Origin of the sequence: Sedimentisphaera cyanobacteriorum (assembly GCF_001997385.1) — a bacterium.
Lineage (GTDB): Bacteria > Planctomycetota > Phycisphaerae > Sedimentisphaerales > Sedimentisphaeraceae > Sedimentisphaera > Sedimentisphaera cyanobacteriorum.
Window position 1 is genome coordinate 2,608,954 of the sequence record NZ_CP019633.1, and the last position, 22,730, is coordinate 2,631,683.

Sequence of the window (22,730 nt, forward strand, 5' to 3'; positions counted from 1 at the left end):
GTAAAACGTTTTCCTTTTCCGTGCCAGAAATTGAAGCTTTAGACTGAGGTTTTTTGAAAATAAACTGGCCTTAGCTCATTACAATTAATAATGATATTAGATGTTTTGAGGCCTTGCGGCCGAGTTTCAATTTCGAAGGTGTTCTTACGTACAGATTAAAGATTTAGAAAGGAACTAAAATGAACAGGAAATTAGTTAGTTTATTATCATTCATGGTGCTGTCTTATGCATTGCTGGCATCGCCCGTTGCTTTGCAGCACATTTCATTTGATGATAATTTTGGCAATGCTGTCTATGTTGATGATGAAGGCGGCGTTGCCGGGGCTATTGATTATGTTACGGGTGCTCCAGTAGGAAAGGGGGCAGAATTTACAAATCCTACAGAAGCCAGCCAGGGTGATTACCTGAAGCTCTCTCAAATAATGGAGCAAAAAGGCACAGTTGCTATGTGGCTCAATATCGACCAAAGCTACAACTACCAGAATATATGGGATTGTGGTACTGGCAGCTGGCAATGGGAAATGTACAACGATGAAACCGGAACATTTTTCACAAAGATAGATGGCTGGCCCGGCTGCAGGATGTATGAAGGTTCGGACTATTCCCTTGATTCATGGTTCCATTATGCATGGACATGGGATACAACAAGCGGAAGCGCTGTATGCAAGCTTTACATCAATGGTGTAGAGGTTGATTCTGTTACTCAGAATTCTGCTGCATCTGGTTCATCATTCAATGTTGGTGCCGGTTTGGAAGGCAACTTTAAGTATAACGGTATGATGGATGAATTTTATATTATGGACTCTGTAATGGAGCCTAATGATATTATGAACTCTTTTGTTAATCCAGCAAATGAAGGCACACTTGCAACCAATCCATATCCGTATGTTTCTCAAGAAGTTGAAACTGATAGCGTAACACTGAGTTGGGATGCGCCATCAGGTGCTGCTTCCCCAAGTTATAATGTGTATTTTAAAGAAGGCGATTCAGATTTTACAGCTGTAACACCTGTTTCAACTGCTTCTTCTTCAATCAACAAGACAGTGTCAAACAATAATACTTATTATTGGAGAGTTGATGTTGTTGACGGTGATACAACTTATGAAGGTATTGTGTGGCAGTTCTCGGCTGCTCTGGAAGATGACCTTCCTGTTGCTGCAGCTTATCTGCCTTTTGAGGATAACAGATTTGGCGGCGTAGATTATATTGATGATCAGGGCGGCGTTGCCGGCGATATAGCTATCACAGATAATGGTGTTATCGGCAAGTATGCAAATTTCGTTAATCCAAACGATCCGGCGCAGGGTGATTCTCTCTATGCAGAACATCCGGGCGAGAGCGGTACTGTTGCTATGTGGGCAAAATACGCAGATACTGCTGCTGTTAATTCTAATGCTGTGCTTTGGGATGCTTCTGTTGCAGGCAATGATTGGAAGCTTTACCCAGCAGGGACATCTTTATATGCTCGTCTTGCTGCAAGCCAATGGGCTCCAAACATAACAACGCTTGAGACCCTCACAGATTGGTTCCATATTGCTTGGACATGGGAAAAGACCGGGGAAAAAGCCGAAACAATTCTTTATATTGATGGTGTTGAAGTCAGCACTGAGATGCAGAATTTAGACGCTCATTCAGATGCATTCAAAATTGGCGGAGGCTTTTCATGGTATCCCAAGTTTGATGGCGGGATGGATGAGGCATATCTGTTTGAAAACGCACTTAACGCTGATCAGGTTGCAGCACTTATCACGGATGCTCAGGACGGAGTTCTTGCAACAAATCCAATACCCTCGGTATCAGAAACCGTTTACAACGAGCAGACTGCTTTAAGCTGGACGGCGCCAGCAAGCGTTACATCTCCATCATACAACGTGTATGTCGCTGCTGACGAGCCGGTATTTTCAAATGTAACGCCTGTTGTTACAACAGAAACTTCAATTGATATTACAGTTGAAACTGCAACAACATACTACTGGAAAGTGGAAGTGGTTGAAGGTTCAACTGCATATTCTCCAATAATCTGGCAGTTTGATACTATGCTTGGCAATGACCTTCCTGTAGCTCTTGCACACGTTTCTTTTGAGGACGACCAGATCAAAGGTGTTGCTTATGTTGACGACCAGGGCGATGCTGAAGGCGATATAGTTATCACTGAGAATGGTATTATTGGAAAGTATGGTAATTTTACCAATCCTAACACAAATCCTCAGGGTGATTCTCTCTATGCAGAACATCCAGGCGAGAGCGGTTCTGTTGCTATGTGGGCAAAATACGCAGATACTGCTGCTGTTAATTCTAATGCTGTGCTTTGGGATGCTTCTGTTGCAGGCAATGATTGGAAGCTTTACCCAGCAGGGACATCTTTATATGCTCGTCTTGCTGCAAGCCAATGGGCTCCAAACATAACAACGCTTGAGACCCTCACAGATTGGTTCCATATTGTATGGACATGGGATAAGACTGGCTTGCAGGCTGATACTGTTCTTTATATTAATGGCGTTGAGGTTAGCTCTGAGGCCCAGAACTTTGATGCTCACGCAGATGTGTTCAGGATCGGCGGCGGCTTCTCATGGTATCCCAAGTTTGATGGCGGGATGGATGAGGTATATCTGTTTGATCGTGCCCTTACAGCAGATCAGGTTACATCTTTGATAACTGACGCAGAGGACGGTATTCTTGCAACAAATCCGCAGCCTGCTGCAGGTCAAGTTACTGCTTCACAGGTTTCTGATTCTCTGAGCTGGACAGCTCCTTCAGCAGTAACAGCTCCGACATATAATGTTTATTTTAGTACAAATCCAACTCTGCCTGCTGATACACAAGTGGCCGCTGGAATCTCTGCAACAAGCGTTGCTGTTCCTGATGGCTGCGTAGAGGGCAAGAGATACTACTGGAGAGTCGATGTAGTCGATGGCGATACAACGAATACCGGTATTGTATGGAGCTTCAAGTATTACTACCTTGACACTGATCTTAACAAAGATGCCTATGTAAATAATATTGACTATGCTGCAGTTGCAGACAATTATAACAAAAGCAATCTGACAGTCGGAACCGATATGCCAATTGATGACTTTGAAAGCTATGCTTCAACTTCTGAAATGAATGCAAACTGGCAAATTGTTCCAAATGATTATTTTACAGTAGTTAATGTTGGCCAAGGTGAGCTGGGTCTGCTGGGAACGGGTGATCCTAACTATGCCCCTTACAATGGTGACGGCGCATTAAAGCTTACCTACGACTTCACTGACGGTGGAGCAGACTGGGCTATTGCAGATTTTATGTACGAGTTTGATACTCCGCAAGACCTTTCTGCCTACGATGAGTTTGAAATGTGGGTTAACTTTGGAGAAGCTAACAGCAAAGAACAATATTTCTATGTAAAGCTCTTCCAAGGCGGTATCGGCTGCGGCGGTACTGGCGGTGATGACGGTGATTACCGTCTCCAGAGCCCCTCACTGTATATTGCTGAGACTCCTGATGCTACAACTAACCAATCAACGGGCTGGAAGAAGATAACAGGCGATCTTACGCAATATTCAGACTTGACTGATATCCATGGTTTCCAGATCGGCTGCTCATCTGCACCGTTTACTTCAGATGCGTTTGGGACTGGTACAATTTTCTTTGATGATATCAAATTTGTATTTATTCCGGAATGTACAGCGGCTATTGAAGGAGACTTCAACGATGACTGCGAAGTTAATATGTCTGATGTTAAACAGCTTTCTGAAGATTGGCTAAAATGAAAACATCTCTTAACTAAATAAATTGTTTTGGGGCCGGCCTTAAGGTCGGTTTTGGGGGCCGGTTTCGACTGGCCCCTATTAAAAAAAGGCGTCAATGAAGAAATATAAAAAAGGAAAGACTATGAGAAAAAAGGCCTTTACATTAATTGAATTGCTCGTAGTGATATCAATTATAGCATTGCTTATGGCAATACTTATGCCTGCATTAGGAAGGGCAAGAGAGTCTGCGAAAAATGTAATTTGCGGTACAAACCTAAAACAGATTGGTGTTGGTACAGCAATGTATGTAGCTGATTACAATGGACGTTTGCCTTCCGCAGTACCTTATGAAGAAAAAAATGAATCATGGAATCCAACTGGTACTGGCGCATGGTTCAATCCTGGCATATACGGCAGCGGCGGGGAAGTTTATATTGATGGAAAGACAAGAAACTATCCTGGTGTTGGTGCGTATATCGACGTTAGGCTGAAAGAAAATCCTCTTCAAAACAATTCTATGCCTGAATCCGGCTCTGTTCTGTTATGTCCAAGTTTAACTAAAAGACAGCTCAATGACGTATTCCCTACAGGTGTATGTTATGGTATGAACTTTGAGTTTACAACTGCATCTTTTGCAGGCGTTAGCCGCCCTGGGGACAGGGTTTTGTTTGCTGATTCAACATTTTATTTCTTTACTTATGACCGCATTCAAGAGCCATGGATATCTCAGCCAAGTACTGCAACGGTCCTTTGGGATAAATACAGGGATTTGACAAGCGGATATCTCGGCGACTATCAGGAAGACGAGGTTTATGTGATACCTGGCAGACACGGTGCTGGAAATGGTTCTCAAAGTCATGAATCTGCGGAAAAGGGCAAGACTAATGTAATGTTTGTCGATGGACACGTAGAGGGCATAAACAGAAGCAGTTTAGATGAAAGTGCTGTTGACGACTCAAGGGATAATGTCCCTACTAAAGACAAAGTAGGCACTAGAATGATTGACAATGGTTTAAGGGATAAATGATTTGTTAGATCAAATCATCAGCAGCGAGGATGAGTAAATAGCTATGAAAATAACTGGAACATTTATAGATGAGATCACCCATGACATTCCTTCATCTAACTGGGGGGAAAGAGAATGGGAAGCTGATTTTCAAGCAATGAAATATATTGGCATTGATACTGTTATCATAATTAGGAATGGCTATCGCAATCTTGCGACATTTAACTCAAAGGTTTTGAGTTCCAATTTTGATATGATCAATGCTCCGATTGACCTGTTAGAACTCTTTCTGTCACTGTCTGATAAGTATGGCATAAATCTATTCTTCGGAACTTATGACAGCGGCAAATATTGGATGAATGGTGATTATCAGCGAGAAGTTGATATTAATAAGGCTTTTACAGAAGAGGTGAACGATAAATATGGTCATCATCCGTCTTTTCAGGGATGGTATATCAGCCATGAGATTGATACGTACAATCCTGATGTTATGAATGTTTACAGGCAGCTTGGAAACCACTTGAAAGGCCTGAGAGATATTCCAATTCTTATTTCACCTTATATTCATGGTAAAAAGCAATTTGCAGAAGATCCCACTTCTCTTGAGCAGCATAAAGAATCTTGGGATAAGGTTTTTGCAGAGATAAGAGATTGTGTTGACATCGTCGCTTTTCAGGACGGCAATGTTGATTATGCAGAGCTTTATGATTATTTGCTTGTGAATTCTAAGCTTGCAAAAAAATATCAGCTGACAGGCTGGACTAATGTTGAGACCTTTGACAGGGATGTCCTAATCAAATTTCCGCCGATAAACTGGCCGGCGTTATGCCACAAAATGGATGCAGCGACGAGATCTGGCGTGGATAAGATGATAACTTTCGAGTTTTCTCATTTTATGAGCCCGTTTTCAATCTACCCCGCGGCAAGGCATCTTTATGACAGATATTGTGAATCAGTTGGGTTGACTCCGTTGAATGCTGGAGTGGAATCTGATACAATCAGGTTAGGCGAGATTCTGTCAGACAGGCTCGAAAACTCAATTGCTGATACCAGTGCCTTAAGTAATATGTGAGCCGATGAAATTGAGTATTCATGACAGAATATTTGTATGTTGTGAGTATTGTATTTCTTAAATTAAGGACTGGCATATAATGGAAAACCAACTAGATAAATATCTTGATCTGTATAGAAAAGATCTTAAAGAATCTGTGGTTCACTTCTGGCTGAAAAATGCACCCGACAAAGTTAATGGCGGTGTTTTTACTTGTCTGGCCGAAGATGGCTCTGTCTATGATACAAAAAAGTATATATGGCATCAGGCAAGGGCTGTTTGGACATGCTGCAGGCTGTACAGGCATTTAGCGAAAGAGAACCGCTACCTTGAAACTGCTGAACTATGTATTGATTTTCTTGAAAGATATTCAACTGATCCTCATGGAAGATATTATTTTGGTGTGAGGATTGACGGGAAACCTTACTGTTATCAGGCAGAGTCTTATGAGCCGGTTTTCTGCATGATGGCATATCTTGAATATTCTATCGTTAAGAATGATGACAATTATTTCAATAAGGCCGTAAGTCTTTATAAGGATATCAAAAAAAACATATTTTTCCCGGAAGTGCTGAATTCTACACTGGCAGATCAGCATAATTTCAGCATTTTGGCAGATTCAATGGTTTTGATCGATATGGCCTGCCAATTATACGATTTAACAAAAGAACAGATATACTGCGATGATATTGCCGTTTACTTTAAAACTGCTCAAAAGCATTATTTTGAAAAAATTGGTGCTTTGATGGAAGTGGTTTCTCGTGATTGGACCGACATTTCTGATATTTCCGAAGGTCGTCATTTTAGCCCCGGGCATTCTATAGAAGCCGCTTACTTTTTATTAGAAGCTCAAAAATATGCTGGCAGCCAGTCTTTAGGTTTTGACCCTCTAGATGTGATCAGAAATACTTTGCAGATCGGCTGGGACAGACAATACGGCGGCTTGCTGAATTATATTGACGTGCAAGGTAAACCATCGCTATGGCTGGAAGGCAATACAAAGCTTTGGTGGCCGCAGTTTGAGGCAATATATGCTGTGGTTTTGGCATATAAGCTCACTGGCGATGAAATGTGGCTGAGTTGGCTTGAAAGACTTCATAAATATGTCTATGAACATTTTTATGATTATGAAAACGGCGGATGGTTTGGTTTTTGTGATAGAGAAGGCAATTTGATAAATAAGGCTAAAGGAAGCCACTCAAAGGGCTTTTTCCATGTTCCAAGAGCAATGTTAAAAACTATTATGTTATATAAATAAAGCAAATTACCGTGGTATTATTCGCCCGGTAAATGCAAAGGATATGCAATGGACGATAAGAAAACGAGAATAGGCGTAGTTGGCTGCGGAAAAAGGGTAGAGCAGGTTTTACAGGGTTTCTTGAATATAACAGATAATGTTCAGATCACAGCAATTTGTGATCCGTCTAAAGATTCAATCGAAAGCTTCTGTAAAAAATTTTCAATAATGCCTGTTGTTTACGAAGATCACAGGGCGCTTTCAAATTCGGCAGATGTTGACTGGGTGATGGTCGGGTCGTGGAATTGCTTTCATCTTGAGCATGTAAAAGCAGCTTTTGAGGCTGGAAAAAATGTTTTTTGCGAAAAGCCCCTCGCTACAAATGCTTCTGATTGTATTGAATTATATAATGCTTGGAAAGCAAGCAGCAGCAAATTTATGATAGGTTTTACGCTGAGGTATTCTCCGCATTATCAGAAAATAAAGGAAGTTATAAATCTGGGTATAATCGGTAATCCGATAAGTCTGGAGTTTAATGAGACATTAGACTTCAACCATGGCGGTTATATTATGGGCGGCTGGAGAAGCCAGCGAGATAAGGCAGGCACACATCTGTTGGAAAAATGCTGTCATGATATGGATGTTGTCAACTGGCTCATTCAAAGCAGGCCTGTAATGGCTGCCAGCTTTGGCGGATTAGATGTTTTTAAGCCTGAAAATTCAGGTATTGTTGATGAATTGAAGTGCAGCGCAGATAATAAAAAGCCATTTCATTCATGGGGGCAGACTGCAAACCCTTTTACAAATTTTAAGGATTTGGTTGATAATCAGGTAGCAATAATTCAATATCAAAATGGTACACGCGCAACTTTTCACACAAACTGCTGTTCGGGCATACCTGAGAGACGAATGTATATCATCGGCGATAAAGGCTGCATAAGAAGTGATGCGATAGAAGGTAAAATCGAATATCGAAGAATTGGTTTTGATGAAGAATTTGTTGATGTCAGCACCTCTGCTAAGGGCAGTCATGCAGGGGGCGATGAATATCTGTGCAAATGCTTGAAAGAGCTTTTTGACGGCGAAAGCGAGCCGCAGACGAGTATGTATGACGCTATTGTTTCGGCAGCTACTTGTTTTGGCATTGACGCAGCTCTGGATGAAGGTTGTGTTTATAATTATGCTGGTATCTGGCAGCAGATGGAAGACGTTTTTAAAGACCTTGGATAACATATCAGAATCTTAACGCTTGAGATAAAAGGAGCAATGGCTTGATTACTCTAAACTGGATTGTCGTATTATTATTTATCTGCGGCCTTACTGCCTGTGCAGCATACACAAGGAAATATTTACGAAACGTGGAAAGCTTTTTAGCCGCAGAAAGATGCGGCGGCAGGTATATGATATCTGTCTCAAACAGTATGGCTGGGCTTGGTGTTATATCTTTAATGTATTTATTTCAGATAAGCTACGACACTGGTTTTACCAGCAATTGGTGGTTTATGGTATCCGGTACATTCAGCCCTGTGGCTATTTTTATCGCTCTCTCTGGGTGGGTGGTTTATCGATTCAGGCAGACCAGAGCAATGACTTTGCCCGAATTCTTAGAAATGCGATACAGCAGAGGTTTCAGGGTGTTTGCAGGGATTGTAGCGTTTGTATCAGGCATTTTGAATTTTGGCATATTCCCTTCCATTGGAGCAAGATTTTTTATGTTCTTTTGCGATTTGCCGGAAACGTTCAAGTTGTTTGGTCTCCCGCTTGAGGTGCAGATGTTCCCATTCATTATGGTTATTATTCTTGGCATTTCAGTATTCTTTACCTTTTCCGGAGGCCAGATAACAGTGATGTTTACTGACTTCATACAGGGGGCATTTACTACTTTTGTATTTGCTTTGGTGGTTGGCTGTCTGTTTCACACTTTTTCTAAGACGGAGATTGCTGAAACAGTTCTTTCCGCTTCATCCGGCCGATCTCTTGTTAACCCCTTTGACCTTGCCAAAGAGGAAAACTTTAATATTAGATTTTATCTCATTGCTATTTTTATGAACTTTTATCTGCTTCTTGCATGGCAGGGTACAGCGGGATACAACTGCTGTGCTAAGAATCCGCATGAAGCAAAGATGGCAAAGGTGCTTGAGCCCTGGAAGCTTTTGGGGATTATACCTGTTTTAACGGTATTTATGCCAATTGGAGTGAGGATATATACTCAACATGAGAACTATGCAGATAAGGCAGTTGAAGTTAATGCAGCTTTGAATGAGTATGTGGCTGAGGATCTGGCTAAGCTAGCCCAAGACAATGATTCCAGAGCAGATGATTATCTCTTGCTGAGCACCTTGAATAATGCTGAAGCTGAGCAGCTAACTGCAATATATAAGAAGTCTGATCAGATTCTCGAAGAATCAGATTATGCAGGAGTTGAGCCGTTGCAGGGCAGGAAACCTGAGGAGGTTTCAAAGCTGGCCAGGCTCTATCACGATAAGACAGATGAAGTGTCAAGTCAGATGAGGCTGCCTCTTGTGATTGGTAATATTATCCCTGTATGGCTTAAAGGGCTGTTCTGTGCTGCGATGTTGGCGGCATTCATAAGCACGCACAATACCTATCTGCATTCTTGGGGAAGTATGTTTATGCAGGATGTTGTGCTTCCTTTCAGGAAGAAGCCGCTTTCAAATAAGCATCATCTCAGATTGCTGAAGCTTGCAATGATTGGTGTGGCGATATACGTGTTTTTCTTTAGCCTTAATTTCAAACATGCCCAGCGCATTATGCTCTACTGCCAGATAACAGCTTCTATATTTTTTGCCGGTGCAGGTACTGTTATAATCGGCGGTCTATACTGGAAACGCGGTACAAATAAAGCCGCTTGGTTTGCAATGGCAGCAGGCGTAATATTTTCAATAATTGCTATAATGATAACGCAGTCGGGCGTTTCCGCTGTTGACGGGGCGATAGAAAAGCCGTTTTGGGTTTCTGTAACCAGCGGCCTCGAGAAGATAGGTTGTGCTGAAGCTTTCTGGGAAATGGCGAGAAATATTTTTGCTTTAAACTCGCAGGAGTTTCTGTTTATCATAAGCTGTTTATGTATTACGATTTACGTAATAACCTCGCTGGTCTCCAAAGAACCTGCTCACAATATGGACAAACTTCTTCACAGAGGAAAGTATGCGATCAAGGATGACCAGATTGCTCAGCTCAACAAGGAAGATTCAATTGCTTCTCGTCTGGGTTTATCAAAGAGCTTTACGAAGGGTGATTGTGCTATTGCAATAGTTTCTATCGTTTGGATTGTATTCTGGCTGATAGTTTTTATTGCTGGTTCTGTAATGCGGAAGAGTATTACTGATACTCAGTGGCTGGATTTCTGGTATGTTTGGATGTGGGTTATGTATATAGTGGGTATCATTGTTATGATATGGCTCACGATTGGCGGTTTCAAAGACTTGAAGGTCTTTATTAAAACTCTTAAGGGACTGGGCCAAGATGAAGCGTAGAGTAATCTTAATATTATTTTTCATTGTTGCGTTTTATCTAACCGGATGCAGTTCATACGAACCGATAATTATTGCACACCGCGGCAATTCCGGCTATGCACCGGAGAATACAGAAGCAGCCGTTAAGAGCGCTTGGCAGGTAAAGGCTGATGCTGTTGAGGTGGATGTGCATATCACAAAAGACGATCAGGTAGTAGTTTTGCATGATGGAAACACAAAACGCACAAGCGGAGAAGATTTCGTTGTTGAAAATTGCAGCTATGCTGATATTGCCTCTTTAGATGTTGGTTCGCATAAAGGGTGGCATTTCAGGAATGAACGAATTCCGCTGCTGAAAGATATTATTGACACTGTCCCGGAAGGTAAGCAGTTATTTGTAGAGGTTAAATGCTCAGAGAGAATTATTCCGTTCCTCAAAGACATTTTCTCCAAGAGCGGGAAGATTCAGCAGCTTTGCATAATATCGTTCAATCTTGAATTGCTTGGTAAGGCAAAGAAGGTTATGCCGCAGGTGCCGATGTACTGGCTTGCCTCGCCGCGAAAAGCAGAAGGCGGTGAATATTTGCCTTTCGATGCTGAATATATTCAATCTGCAAAGAAGCATGGCCTTGACGGACTTAATTTAAGCTATGGGATGCTGAGTGAGTCTTTTGTTAAGCAGGTGCATAAAAATGGTCTTGAGCTTTTTGTATGGACAGTCAATTATCTGCCTGATGCAGAGAGGATGAGGGCCTGGGGCGTTGATGGGATTACAACAAATTATCCTGCAGATGTTTTGATGATATTTGATAATAACAGTGGCTGCTATGAAAACTAAATTCTTATTTGTATTGCTTATCTCACTTTTAAATATTTCTTTTGCTGATTATATCGCAAGAGATGATGGCGGGTCTGTGAAGTCATTTTCCCAAACTGTTGGTGATATGCATCTCTCGTATGTTCCAAGGCTTGGTATGTCGCTTTCTGTTCGTGGAACGAATGTCATAACAAGCAGTTCTTTTGCAGTTGTTTCTGCTGGCTGGACAGAAAAGTATTTTGCTACCATGGCCCAGACCAGACTCCACAAGCTGGAGGTTGAGGACTATAATGGCGGCAAAAGACTTATCCTCCATCATTTAAGTTCAACTGATCCCGAGCAGCTTGTAACAGGAACCGAAACTTATACTATGCTGCCTGATAATACTTTTACAATCGAGTATGATTTGGCCTTTGCAGGGCAAGGGCAGGCCTTTTATGAGGGGCAGGTAGGTGCATTAAATGCTTTGCCTATTGTTGGCGAGAAATTTGTTTCGTATGCTGATGGCGTTAAGAAGACAGGTATTGTGCCTCTTGAAGCGATCAGCTCAGATGCAGAAGAAGCTACGGTTGCCTGTGATTTTGATAAGCTTATCTTGCAGACAAGGCTTGGACAGATAGAGATAATATCGGACAGCAGCGATAATATTCGCCTCTTTGATTACAGAAAGAATGCATGGGCAGATTCCACAAATCCGATCTTTTGGTTGGGTTTTCTTGAGAGGCCTTTTCCCGATGATGGGATAAATTATAAAGTTGCGTTTAGATTTGATCTTAAGAAGGCCGAAAACAGAGTTGAGCGAACAGCTGAAAACAAGCTTTCTGTTAAAGCTACTGATAAGGCAAGAGTTCGTAAGTGGGGACAGGATTATATTATGCCTGAGCCTAAGAGCCTTGAATATACTGATGACAAATTTCACATTAATCAGCATACAAAGATTTACACTGCCGAAGAAGTAACGCCAAAATTGCAAAGGAGCATAGATTATTTCCTTGAAGATTTTGAAGCAGTATTTGGCTTTGCACCGAAGGTTGTCAGTAAGAATTCTGGTAAATTAGCAAATACTGTTGTAATCGCCAAGAGCGGCGAATGCGAAAGAGTGGACGAAGAGTTCGAAAAAAACGCTTTAGAACTCAATAAGCACGCAGAGGCATATAATCTAATATGCAGTGATGAAGAAATATACATTACAGCTAATACCGATCAAGGTCTTTTCTATTCTCTAACCTCTCTTATTCAGCTTGCAGTTGTCGAAGAGCAGAAGCAATACTTTAAGGGTGCAATAATCGCAGACTATCCATCATTGGATTTCAGGGGCGTTCATTTTTTCTCAGGCAAGAATGCCTATTCGCAGATCAGCAAAACTTTGAGAAATCTGCTTGCAAGGCATAAGATCAATATGCTGGCCTTTGAGTGTGAGTATGTCAACTGGGAATCGAAGAAAAAATCTTGGCACCCGCATTACGGCATGGATAAAAAGGATGCCTTGAAGGTTTTCAAGGATACTTATAAGTACAACATTGAAATGACGCCTTTTGTTAATTGCCTTGGACATTGTGAATGGCTGTTTGCCAATGGCCAGAATCTTGATTTAGCAGAAGATCCGGATTACCCCTACGCCTACTGTGTAACAAATCCTGATACCTATGAGTTTTTATTTGAGCTGTTTGAAGAGATTCTTGATGCTTGCGTTGAGAAGCCGAGATATTTCCATATTGGTCATGATGAAGTTACCATCGTAGGCCGTTTCCCATACAGAAGCAAGGATACCGGAAAAACCGCAAGCGAATTATTTTTTGAGGATACCAACAGGCTTTATGAATGGTTTGCCGATAGAGATGTTAAAATATCAATGTGGGGTGATATGCTGATCTCCGGCGAGGAGGCAAGCAGCTCTGCTCACGCTCCGAATCCTGAGGAGTCTAAGAAAAGGCGAGATAAGATTGCCCGAGATGTTCTTATTTGTGATTGGCATTATGAGGTTAATGAGCCTGAAAAATATATATCTCTCGATCTTTTCAAAAAGGATGGGTTTAAAACAGTAGGCGCTGCTTGGTTTGAGCCTGAGAACATTAAGAATATGGTGCAGGCGGTTAAAAATAATTCACAGAAAGGTATTTTGCAGACAACATGGGCGGGTTACAATTTTGCTGTAGATAGAAATGTGTCTCAGTGGAACCAGTATTGGGCATATTTATATGCTGCATATTATGCATGGACAGCGGATACAAGGTCGCAGGAGGAGCTTGATTTTAGTGCGCCGCAGCTGTTCTGGGATATATGGAACGAAACCAAGCCATTAGCAGAGAATAAGGACGGATACTTTTTTGACCTGAGCGATATTTATAATCGCAGATTAAAGGATGACGAGGATTCCACCGACTGGCTTGGCTATGGAGCTGGAAATGATATGTCTGCATTCTCCGGTCAGGAGCTGCACACCGACACTAACTACCTTATCAAGGCTGGGGCTGAGCAAAATTCAGTTTTATTAACAAGCGGCAATCTCAATCCTAAAGGTGCTTACCCAAATAAAGCAGTATTGAATGCGGATATAAAGGCTGATGAGATAAGGATGCTTATTGATACTTCTTTCCCAAATAAGTTTGGAAAAGAGGTCGGGAAGCTCACACTCAAATATGCAGATAATACTTCTTACAGCAAACCGCTCAAGTATGGCGAGGATATTCTGGCTTATACAGATTTAAGGGTTGCTCCTAATACGCAAATGGTTTGGATAGGTGAAAATCAAAATGGTAAAGAAATTTGCGTCCATCAATACATACTTCCAAATCCGAGGCCAAACAAGCAGATTACTTCAATAGAAATTGAAGGCGGGCAGACAGACAGCTCGCTGCTGCTTTACGCTGTAACTGCTGTGAAATAAAGGGTGTTAAAATGAAAAAAATATTACAGTGTTTAATTTTGCTTGCTCCGGTTCTTTTATATGCTTCCGATATTGTAGATTACCCTTTTGAAGGAGTTAAGCATATTCATCGAACCTTAACAGAGCCGCGAAACATTAACATAAATATTGTTGAGATAGAGCTTTCTGCTGAGGGTATAGGTTTCGCAGTTACTCCAAGCAATGGCGAGAGCCCAGGCGATGCAGACGCCTGCACCACTACAAGCTTTATGCAGAGTGCCGGCTGCCAGATTGCTGTCAATGCCGGTTTCTATAATATGATAACAAATGATGTATTGGGCTATGTATGCGCCAGGGGCTATGCGTATTCTCCTTTTATGGATTTAAGCTCGGAATCATGGCCGCAGCCTTATGCAGCTCTCAATATTTCACCATATAATCAGCCTGATATGATATTCCCGGCAGATGACCAGCCTTTGGGTACTGCTTCCACACCTGTGCATCAGCCTTGGAATGCTGTACCGGGCAGTGAGTGGATTGTTCGTGAAGGTGCTGCGATTGTTGATGACAGCTGGCCTGTTAATACAGGCCTGCATCCAAGAACCGCAGGGGGGTACAATCAGGACAAGAGCATATTGTACTTGGTAACGGTTGACGGCAGGCAAAACGGCTTCAGCGAAGGAATGACAGTTCAAGAAGTTGCACAGCTCCTTGTTGACCTTGGAGTATATCAGGGCATAAATTTTGACGGCGGCGGCTCTACAACAATGGCTTTTGCCGATCCTGCACCGCGAGTTGTGAACTCTCCTTCAGGCGGTTCACAAAGATCTGTTGCCAACCATCTTGGAGTTTATGCAAATTATGATGATGATATTGAGCAGTATTACATTTTCAGCGGCTTTGAGAACAGCAGTGAAGGAACATTTACTTATTCTCCCGGCTATTCCGGCTCAACCCAAGGAATAATCTCCTCCTATTCAACAGCATACCCAAACACTTCTCGATTTTGGTCAGGCCAATGGTCGGAAAAGCTTGTGATCGCTGAAGACCCTGCTGTTAGCAGTGTAAGCGAGAACCCTCAGGGCGGCTGGTTTGTTCGCTGGGTCTCCGGGGCATCTGCGAGCCCCTCTGAAAATGTTTCTCGGCCGGCAGAAGGTTATATAGGCTTCTGGGCAAGGACTTCCTACGAAGGACTGCAGGTCTCTATGTGCATTGATAATGATTCTCAAATGGAGAGAGGCGTACCCGTAGAAATGCAGCCGGACGGATATTGGCATTGTTATCAATGGTCGCTTGAAGATGATTCGAAGTGGGAAGGGTGGTACAATGGAGACGGATCAGTTTCGGAAGATACTTTCACTATAGACAGCATTCAACTATTAGGTCCAAATACTAATGCAGTGGTCTATATTGATGATATAAGCCATGATGCGGCTGGTTCGCTGGAGCGTTATGAAAATTGCGAACAAATATGGAAGTCAGGCAGGGGGATGGCTCCTGATTATAATCAGGACTGTGTTATAGATTCACAAGACCTTGAGGTGTTTGCGAGAAATTGGCTTGAATGCTCTTCTGTGTATGATTTGGTTTCTACTTCAAGCGGAAGGGTTGATATGATAGATCTTGGGTATTTCTCAAAGTTTTGGCTTTCGAGTAATGATCCTGAAAAATAATATATGAAAATAATGCGGCTTTGATGATGAAGAATTTGTGCACCTCGGCTTTATTTTTACTTTTATTTGCTCCTTTCACTGCTGCTTCTATGCAGGAGAATGTATCAGCGGCAGAGGGTTTGATTGAAAGGGTTTTGGGTAAAAGTGATGCCGCTCTGTTTGAGGTAGAGTTCATATCGCAGCAGGACGGCTATGATGTTTTTGAGATAGAGACGATTAAAAATAAGATTCATCTGCGAGGCTCAAACCCCGTATCTGTCGGCAGAGCATTAAAGTATTATTTGAATGAGTACTGTAATTGCAGTCTCTCTTGGCGGGGAGATAATCTTAACCTGCCTTCCCCTTTGCCGATGCCTGAATCAAAGGCGCGTGAGAGCACGCCTTTTGAGTATCGTTACTTCTTCAATAACTGTGTTTACGGCTATTCGCTTGCTGGATGGAATTGGCAGCAGTGGGAGCGGATGATCGATATAATGGCATTGAACGGCATTAACCTGCCGCTCTGTCTGCTTGGTCAGGAGAAAGTTTGGCAGGAAACATACCTTGAATTGGGTTTTGACAAAGATGATTTGAAGGATTTCTTCGCCGGCCCTGCATGGATGCCGTGGCAATGGATGGGAAACCTTGACGGCTGGGGTGGTCCTTTGCCGCAGAGTGTGATTGATAAACAGGCTGATTTGCAGAAAAAGATATTATCACGTGTTCGCGAACTAGGTATGAAGCCTGTCCTCTCCGGCTTCTCAGGGCATATACCAGCCGCAGTTGTAAGTAAGTATCCTGATGCGGAAGTTCACGAACTTGAATGGCAGGGTTTCGGGCCGACATATCTGCTGGATTGGCAGGAGCCACTTTTTAAGCAAATAGGCTCAACATTTATCAAAAAACAGAAAGAGATTTACGGCACGGATCATTACTATTCAATTGACCCTTTCAATGAGATGAGGCCTCCCTCTGATGAGCCGGATTATATCAGGAATATGGGTAAAACCATTCTTAATTCAATGTTGGAAGGGGATCCTCAAGGCACATGGGTGCTTATGACATGGTTTTGCAAAAGTCCTCAATTCGACTGGAATTATTGGCAGACAGACATAACCGAAATTTTCTTTGATTCTATCCCGAATGACAAACTACTTGCTCTTGAGCTCCATGCCGACAGCCTTCAGTGGACAGGATGGTTTAGGCAAAATGGCTGGTACGGCAAACCTTGGATATGGTGTGCCATACAGAACTTCGGTTATACAGTTGATATATATGGCGGGTTGCCTCAGATAACAGATAATTACAAGATGATGGTGGAATCTGATAACAAAGGCAATCTTGTTGGTATGGGTATCGCAATGGAGGGGTTGGGGTATAACCCTGTGGTCTTCGAGCTGCTCTTCGATATGATGTGGGCAGAGGGTGTGCATGACCTTGACCAATGGAAAGAAAAGTATCTGCTCAAACGCTACGGTGTGGTTCCTGAATCCGTCAGGAAAGCATGGGAAATACTTTATTCCGTTCGTTATACAAGGCACGAAAGGACAGGCGGCACGCCGCTTAGTTACGCTCCAGGGCTTTGGGATGATGCGCAGGTTGATGTAAGACTTGTAAACGCTTGGCAGCTGATGCTTGCAGGCGCAGAAGAACTGGCAGATTGCCAGGCGTACAGATACGATCTGGTTAACATTGGAAGAGAGGTGATGGGTTTGTATGCCTCGCATTATTCGAATGCTATAAAAAATGAATTTTACAGTAAAGACGTAGAAGGTTTTGAGAAGGCTTCTAAGGATATGCTTGAATTTATCGACGATTTCGATTCTCTGCTTGCCACGAATAAACATTTTCTCCTTGGAAGATGGATAAAAGGATTTCGCTCATTAGGCAGCACTCCTGAAGAGAAACAGCTTATGGAGTGGAACGCTAAAAGGCAGATTACAGATTGGGGCGGCAATAATGGTACTTATGCGGTTAAAGAGTGGTCAGGGATCTTCAGCAGCTATACTAAGCCGCTGTGGGAGATATATCTGAACTGCCTTAAAAAGAGAATGCAGGGTGAAACTGTAAGCGATGAGCAGCTTGAGAAAAATTATGCTGTTTTCAGAAAGAAATGGGCTTCTTCTCATAGCGAATTAAGTACTAAGCCAGTTGGTTGTGCTGTCGAAGTAAGCAGGAGGCTTTGGCAGAAGTATGGCATTGAGATCAAAGAAAATAATGGCAAAGGCATTATTAAAACTCCTTCTGGTATTGCTGTTGGTAAAAAAGCAGAAGCTCCTTCTTGGGAGAATTACCGAAAACCTGAGTACGCTGTTGACGGGGATATTAAGCGAGACAATGGATGGTGGGCAGCAGCCCCGGCCGCTATTACAATTGACCTGGAAAAGGTTGAAACATTGTTTGGCTTTCAGGTTTATACATACTGGGGAGACAGCAGGTATTATCAGTATGAGATCGAAACTTCTCTTGATGGCGAGAAGTGGGTGCGCGTTGTAGATATGCTTTCCAATACGCGTCAGGCAGGAAGAAACGGCTGCCTGCACAAAATTAAGATTGCGCATCCTGAAGGTATAAAGGCTCGTTACGTGCGTCTTAATATGGTAAAAAACAGTGCCAACGGGAGTGTTCATGTATCAGAATTCAAAGTTTTCAATTCTGAGATAGGTTTTTAGCATTTTCCTGTGAGTGCTGATTCGGCTTTCGGGATCCAAGAAGTGTTTTCGTGTTAATCAGGCATAGTTTATATTCTGTTTCTGGTTTATTGGAGGCCAATTACTCATTTGGCAGTTCTCCGATAAATGCACCGATATCAGCCAGCTTGGCTTGCAATTCTTTTATGTCAATTTTCCGAGTGGCAGTTTTGCTTCTGCTTGCCAATGATGCAGCCATTCCGGCGGCCTGACCGGTTATAAAACAGCCGGGCATTGTTCGTATTGAACCTTGCATTTCTCTGTCTGTTGAGATTGATCTTCCTGCAGCAAGGAGGTTGCTGAAACCTTTAACGGTGAGTGCTCTGTATGGTATTCCGTAATGCTCACCTGTTTTATATCTGTTGTCTTTGAAAGTCTGAATCGCCTTTTCATAATCTTCTCTCGAGCTGCTTGAAGGGTGAATGTCTATTTCATAAGCGTAACAGCCGATCTGGTCGTTGAATTTGCGTCTTTCTAAATAATCGCTTATGTTAAGCTGATAATCACCCCTGATACGTCTTGACTCTCTTATTCCAAGAAGGGATGCGCTGGAGCAAAGCTCAATATTTTCATAGCCCGGCACGTACTCCTGATAGAAATGTTCAAATTCAGGCAGCATCTCGCGGCCTTTAATCAGAGCTCTTGTTACTGATTCTTCGTTAGTATTGTCGATGTCGTAGATATGCCCCATATTGGCTGAAGCCAGGGTTCTGCCTGTTTGTGCCATACCTGTGTGGTGTCTGTCCGGCTCGCTGAAGACGTTATCTTTGAAGGCTTTTTCGAGTTTTTCTGATATAAGCTGCATATTCACAGGATCGGCCAAATCCCAGTTTACACCTGACCACTGACTGCACAGGGTTGCCGGCATTAAATTGCCGTTTTTGTCTCCGCTGTCATATTCTGCTCCTGCCCTTGCAGAGATATCTCCGTCTCCTGTGCAGTCTATGAATACTTTTGCTTTCACTGCGAATATCCCGCTTTTGGAGCTGCAGATAATATATTGAATTTTTCGTTTTCTGCAACAGCATCCACCACGTTTGTTTGGAATGTTAATTTGAGGCCTGATTCAGCAGCAATCCGGTCGTATATGCGTTTGAGCGGTTCTGCTTTGATGGATAGGTAGCGGTTATATTTTACCCCGCCGCTGTCTATGACAGCATTGTAAATATCCTTGCCGAATCCGCCTGCAAGGAAGTTCTTTCCATCGCAGAAGTTCATAAACAGCGGTACAAGTCCCGCCGTTCCCATTCCTCCCAGACATGTATGTGATTCTGCCAGAAATGTGCTTGCGCCAGACTTTGCGGCTGTTGCCCCTGCGGCAATTCCAGCAGGCCCGCCGCCTCCAATAAATACATCAACGTCATATTTGATTGGTATGGATTTGCTGTATTTTAGAAACATATTATAGAACCCTGATAATCTTAAAAGCTTCCAATATGATAGAAGGTTTTTTTAGAAAGTCAAATATAACGTATCGATACGTGTAAGGCTGCTCGTATTTAAGTGTCTTTAATAAATCATTAATATTGCTTTGAATCGCTTATTTATTGCTTTATTTTATTATAAAAATATTGATATGACGTACCGATACGTTAAAATAATGCAGTCGATAATTGAAAGTGAGATGATGGCTCAAAATATTACATTACAGAATATTGCTGACCATGTCGGTGTTTCAAAGTCAACTGTCTCTGATGTGCTTAGAAATCGCCGGGGAAAGGTAAAGGTTAGCGAAAAAACAAGGGAAAAGATACATGCTGCAGTAAAAGAGTTGGGGTATATACCCAACGCTGCTGCCAAGGCTTTGGTTACAGGCAAAACGGGCAATATCGGCTTCTTGCTTTCTTCTAAAGTAAATCACGGATTGGCAAATCCGTTTTTTGCTTCAATTATGGCCGGTGTTCAGGCCGGCGCAACTTCCAAGGGATACAACTGCATCGTAAACTGTTACGATCTTTCCACAGTGAAAGATTTCGTGATGCCCTCTAAACTGAAAAGGAAGTTTGTAGATGGGCTGGTTATCTCAGGGAGAATAGAAGAAGATATTCTTCAAATGTTCATTGACAGCGGCATACCTTTCATACTGGTCGGCATAAATGCTGATTTCCCTGTTGAAGGAGTATTATCTGTAACAAGAAACCTAAAAGATGACTGGAAATCATCCTTTGATTATCTGGTGGGCTTGGGACATAGAAACATTGCCGTTGGCGGTATTGAGACAGAATTGGCAAAGCAAATATTTCGAGAGGCTGTTCAGGAATACAAAGATAATTCTGAAACCAGTTTTGTGAAGTTTTCCAACTATACTGTTCCTGATGATTGTAATGATGTTATGAATCAGGCTGTTTTGGATGGAAAGAAATGGGCTCATACAAGTACTCGCAGCAGGCCTACTGCGGTTATTGGTCATGACCAATGGTGCACTGGATTTATGAAATCAGTATTTGAGGCGGGTTATTCCTGCCCGCAAGACGTTAGCATTTTATGCACCTGCGATACCATTTTGTGTAAGTGGAGCAGACCGTCTATGACTGCGATTAATCTGCCTATGCATCAGGCAGGAACACAAGCTGCTTGTTTACTTATAGACTACATCGACAGGAATGTTAATTGGATCGAAACAAATCGCCGTGCTGGAGATATATGGAAAGTAAATAAACTGACAGAAAGGCAGTCAACCGGGCATTGTCCTGTTTGACAGATTTTAAGCTAATGAGTGTTCAGTTTAATTCCATATCAGAACCGAAGCGGATCTACAGCTTGGATATCCTCCGCGGTATTGCTATTCTTCTAATGCTTCTTGCCAATAATGAGCCGTTTGGCAGTTTGCCCTCGTGGATGTATCATGCTCAAACTCCGCCGCCAACTCACCAATTCAATCCGCAGCTGCCCGGGCTTACGTGGGTTGATCTTGTATTCCCATTTTTCATTTTTTCAATGGGAGCGGCTATCCCATTATCCTTGGAAAGACGCCTGAACAACGGGCTGTCAAAATCCAGAGCAGTGTTGGTTAGCCTTAAAAGGTGGTTTTTCTTGGTTGGTTTTGCTGTTTATGCAAAGCATATCTCGCCTTATTATTTGGCCGATTCTTATGGAGAATGGAAGTGGGTAATTGCTATTCTGCTCTATCTATTGATGTTTTCTATATGGGGCAGATTGCCGTGGGCGATGCACCGCAAAATAAGGCTTCTGATTAAGTCAGCGGGAATCGCAGCGGCTGCGGTATTTTTTGCATTTGCAGATTATGGAGACAAGGGGTTTGATATTTATCGTAACGATATAATTTTGTTTGTGCTTTCTAATCTGGCTTTTTGGGGAGCTCTCTGCTGGATCTTGACAAGGAATAATATAGTTTTGCGATTTGGTGTCCTTGCGTTTATTTTAGCTGTTCGACTTGTAAGTCAGGTTGATGGCAGCTGGATCTCACAGGCTGGAAGTTTTATACAAGTCCCATTCTTAAAAGAGATGCTGCATGATAAAGGCGGGCATTGGCGTTGGGTTTATGATTACAGCTGGTTTTTGAATTGGAGCTTCCTCAAGTACTTGTTCATCATAATACCTGCAACTGCAGTGGGTGATCTCTTTAACGAATGGGCTCGTAAGTCAGACAGCAGTTTGGTTCGAGAATGGAGCAGGTGGAGATATCTTATTGCTGCTTTTTTGGTGCCTTTATTGATTATAACTACACTTGTTGGACTGCAGTCAAGGTTGGTGCTGGGTACATTTGCTGTTGGCCTGCTGCTCTCGGCTGCTATTGTGTTTATTGCTCGAAGTTCAGAAAACCCAACTGAATTTTTATTGAATAAGCTGATAAGAAATGCAGTTTTTTGGTATCTTCTCGGTTTAATATTAGAGCCGTATGAAGGTGGTATAAAAAAAGACCCCAGCACAATCAGTTATTACTTTGTAACCGCTGGGCTTGCTGGATTTTCTGCTGCAGGGATAATTATTTTAGTTCATTATTATGGGCTTTTGAAATACCTCAAATTGTTTGTTTATAACGGCCAAAATCCTATGGCCGCATATTTGGCGGCGCAGAATGTGTTCTGGCCTGCCCTTGCATTAATTAATTTGAGAGAGCCGATTACGGGGGTCTATACTGAATATCCTTGGCTTGGTTTCTGTATTACAGTTATTCTGGTGGCAGCAATTGGTATTTGGGTGAGTTTATTTTCCAAGAAAAAGATTTATTTAAGAACTTGAGTTT

At 42.4% G+C, this 22,730-nt stretch carries 12 protein-coding genes and 1 pseudogene; 12 read left to right on the forward strand and 1 reads right to left on the reverse strand.

The window, feature by feature from the left end; all coding sequences use genetic code 11:
* Window positions 1–179 precede the first annotated feature (179 nt).
* The 10 genes from L21SP3_RS10485 to L21SP3_RS10530 all read left to right on the forward strand — a co-directional run bounded on the left by L21SP3_RS10485 (window position 180) and on the right by L21SP3_RS10530 (window position 18,505).
* The gene (locus tag L21SP3_RS10485) at window positions 180–3,749 is read left to right on the forward strand and encodes a LamG-like jellyroll fold domain-containing protein (protein ID WP_077541298.1); all 3,570 of its coding nucleotides are present in this window, start codon (window positions 180–182) and stop codon (window positions 3,747–3,749) included.
* A gap of 121 nt (window positions 3,750–3,870) precedes the next feature.
* Complete coding sequence (locus L21SP3_RS12030) at window positions 3,871–4,755, forward strand: type II secretion system protein (RefSeq protein ID WP_077541943.1); 885 nt, start codon at window positions 3,871–3,873, stop codon at window positions 4,753–4,755.
* Between the two features lie 43 nt (window positions 4,756–4,798).
* Window positions 4,799–5,806 carry a DUF4434 domain-containing protein gene (locus L21SP3_RS10495; RefSeq protein ID WP_077541300.1) on the forward strand — a complete coding sequence of 336 codons (1,008 nt, stop codon included), beginning with the start codon at window positions 4,799–4,801 and terminating at the stop codon, window positions 5,804–5,806.
* 79 nt (window positions 5,807–5,885) lie between these two features.
* Window positions 5,886–7,043 (forward strand): AGE family epimerase/isomerase, encoded by a 1,158-nt coding sequence (locus L21SP3_RS10500; protein WP_077541302.1) that lies wholly within the window; start codon window positions 5,886–5,888, stop codon window positions 7,041–7,043.
* Between the two features lie 48 nt (window positions 7,044–7,091).
* Window positions 7,092–8,252, forward strand: a complete 1,161-nt coding sequence (locus L21SP3_RS10505; RefSeq protein ID WP_077541304.1) for a Gfo/Idh/MocA family protein — start codon at window positions 7,092–7,094, stop codon at window positions 8,250–8,252.
* A gap of 41 nt (window positions 8,253–8,293) precedes the next feature.
* Complete coding sequence (locus tag L21SP3_RS10510; protein ID WP_077541306.1) at window positions 8,294–10,519, forward strand: sodium:solute symporter family protein; 2,226 nt, start codon at window positions 8,294–8,296, stop codon at window positions 10,517–10,519.
* Entirely contained in the window at window positions 10,509–11,336 is an 828-nt protein-coding gene (locus L21SP3_RS10515; protein ID WP_077541309.1) for a glycerophosphodiester phosphodiesterase family protein, read from the forward strand. Before L21SP3_RS10510 ends, L21SP3_RS10515 begins: the two co-directional genes overlap by 11 nt.
* Window positions 11,326–14,202, forward strand: coding sequence for a glycoside hydrolase family 20 zincin-like fold domain-containing protein (locus tag L21SP3_RS10520; protein WP_123785187.1), 2,877 nt, complete (start codon window positions 11,326–11,328; stop codon window positions 14,200–14,202). The genes L21SP3_RS10515 and L21SP3_RS10520 overlap by 11 nt, the downstream gene beginning before the upstream one ends.
* A gap of 11 nt (window positions 14,203–14,213) precedes the next feature.
* Entirely contained in the window at window positions 14,214–15,854 is a 1,641-nt protein-coding gene (locus tag L21SP3_RS10525; protein WP_077541313.1) for a phosphodiester glycosidase family protein, read from the forward strand.
* An 89-nt stretch (window positions 15,855–15,943) separates the two neighbouring features.
* A complete protein-coding gene (locus L21SP3_RS10530) occupies window positions 15,944–18,505 on the forward strand; it encodes an alpha-N-acetylglucosaminidase TIM-barrel domain-containing protein (RefSeq protein WP_161488184.1) in 2,562 nt (853 codons plus the stop codon).
* A gap of 100 nt (window positions 18,506–18,605) precedes the next feature.
* Here L21SP3_RS10530 and L21SP3_RS10535 read toward each other — a convergent pair.
* Window positions 18,606–19,924 (reverse strand): annotated as a pseudogene (locus L21SP3_RS10535) (FAD-dependent oxidoreductase).
* Window positions 19,925–20,099: 175 nt separating this feature from the next.
* Here L21SP3_RS10535 and L21SP3_RS10545 point away from each other — a divergent pair.
* Together L21SP3_RS10545 and L21SP3_RS10550 are read left to right on the forward strand one after the other, a co-directional pair.
* On the forward strand, window positions 20,100–21,221 hold the full coding sequence (locus L21SP3_RS10545; RefSeq protein WP_077541321.1) for a LacI family DNA-binding transcriptional regulator: 1,122 nt from the start codon (window positions 20,100–20,102) through the stop codon (window positions 21,219–21,221).
* A complete protein-coding gene (locus L21SP3_RS10550; RefSeq protein WP_077541323.1) occupies window positions 21,218–22,726 on the forward strand; it encodes a DUF5009 domain-containing protein in 1,509 nt (502 codons plus the stop codon). Before L21SP3_RS10545 ends, L21SP3_RS10550 begins: the two co-directional genes overlap by 4 nt.
* Window positions 22,727–22,730 lie beyond the last annotated feature (4 nt).

Excerpts from the sequence above, each read along its gene's own strand:
- L21SP3_RS10530 (WP_161488184.1), top strand. The coding sequence starts at position 15,944 with ATGCAGGAGAATGTATCAGCGGCAGAGGGTTTGATTGAAAGGGTTTTG.
- L21SP3_RS10505 (WP_077541304.1), top strand. The coding sequence starts at position 7,092 with ATGGACGATAAGAAAACGAGAATAGGCGTAGTTGGCTGCGGAAAAAGG.
- L21SP3_RS10500 (WP_077541302.1), top strand. The coding sequence starts at position 5,886 with ATGGAAAACCAACTAGATAAATATCTTGATCTGTATAGAAAAGATCTT.
- L21SP3_RS10485 (WP_077541298.1), top strand. The coding sequence starts at position 180 with ATGAACAGGAAATTAGTTAGTTTATTATCATTCATGGTGCTGTCTTAT.
- L21SP3_RS12030 (WP_077541943.1), top strand. The coding sequence starts at position 3,871 with ATGAGAAAAAAGGCCTTTACATTAATTGAATTGCTCGTAGTGATATCA.
- L21SP3_RS10545 (WP_077541321.1), top strand. The coding sequence starts at position 20,100 with ATGACGTACCGATACGTTAAAATAATGCAGTCGATAATTGAAAGTGAG.
- L21SP3_RS10495 (WP_077541300.1), top strand. The coding sequence starts at position 4,799 with ATGAAAATAACTGGAACATTTATAGATGAGATCACCCATGACATTCCT.
- L21SP3_RS10520 (WP_123785187.1), top strand. The coding sequence starts at position 11,326 with ATGAAAACTAAATTCTTATTTGTATTGCTTATCTCACTTTTAAATATT.
- L21SP3_RS10525 (WP_077541313.1), top strand. The coding sequence starts at position 14,214 with ATGAAAAAAATATTACAGTGTTTAATTTTGCTTGCTCCGGTTCTTTTA.
- L21SP3_RS10515 (WP_077541309.1), top strand. The coding sequence starts at position 10,509 with ATGAAGCGTAGAGTAATCTTAATATTATTTTTCATTGTTGCGTTTTAT.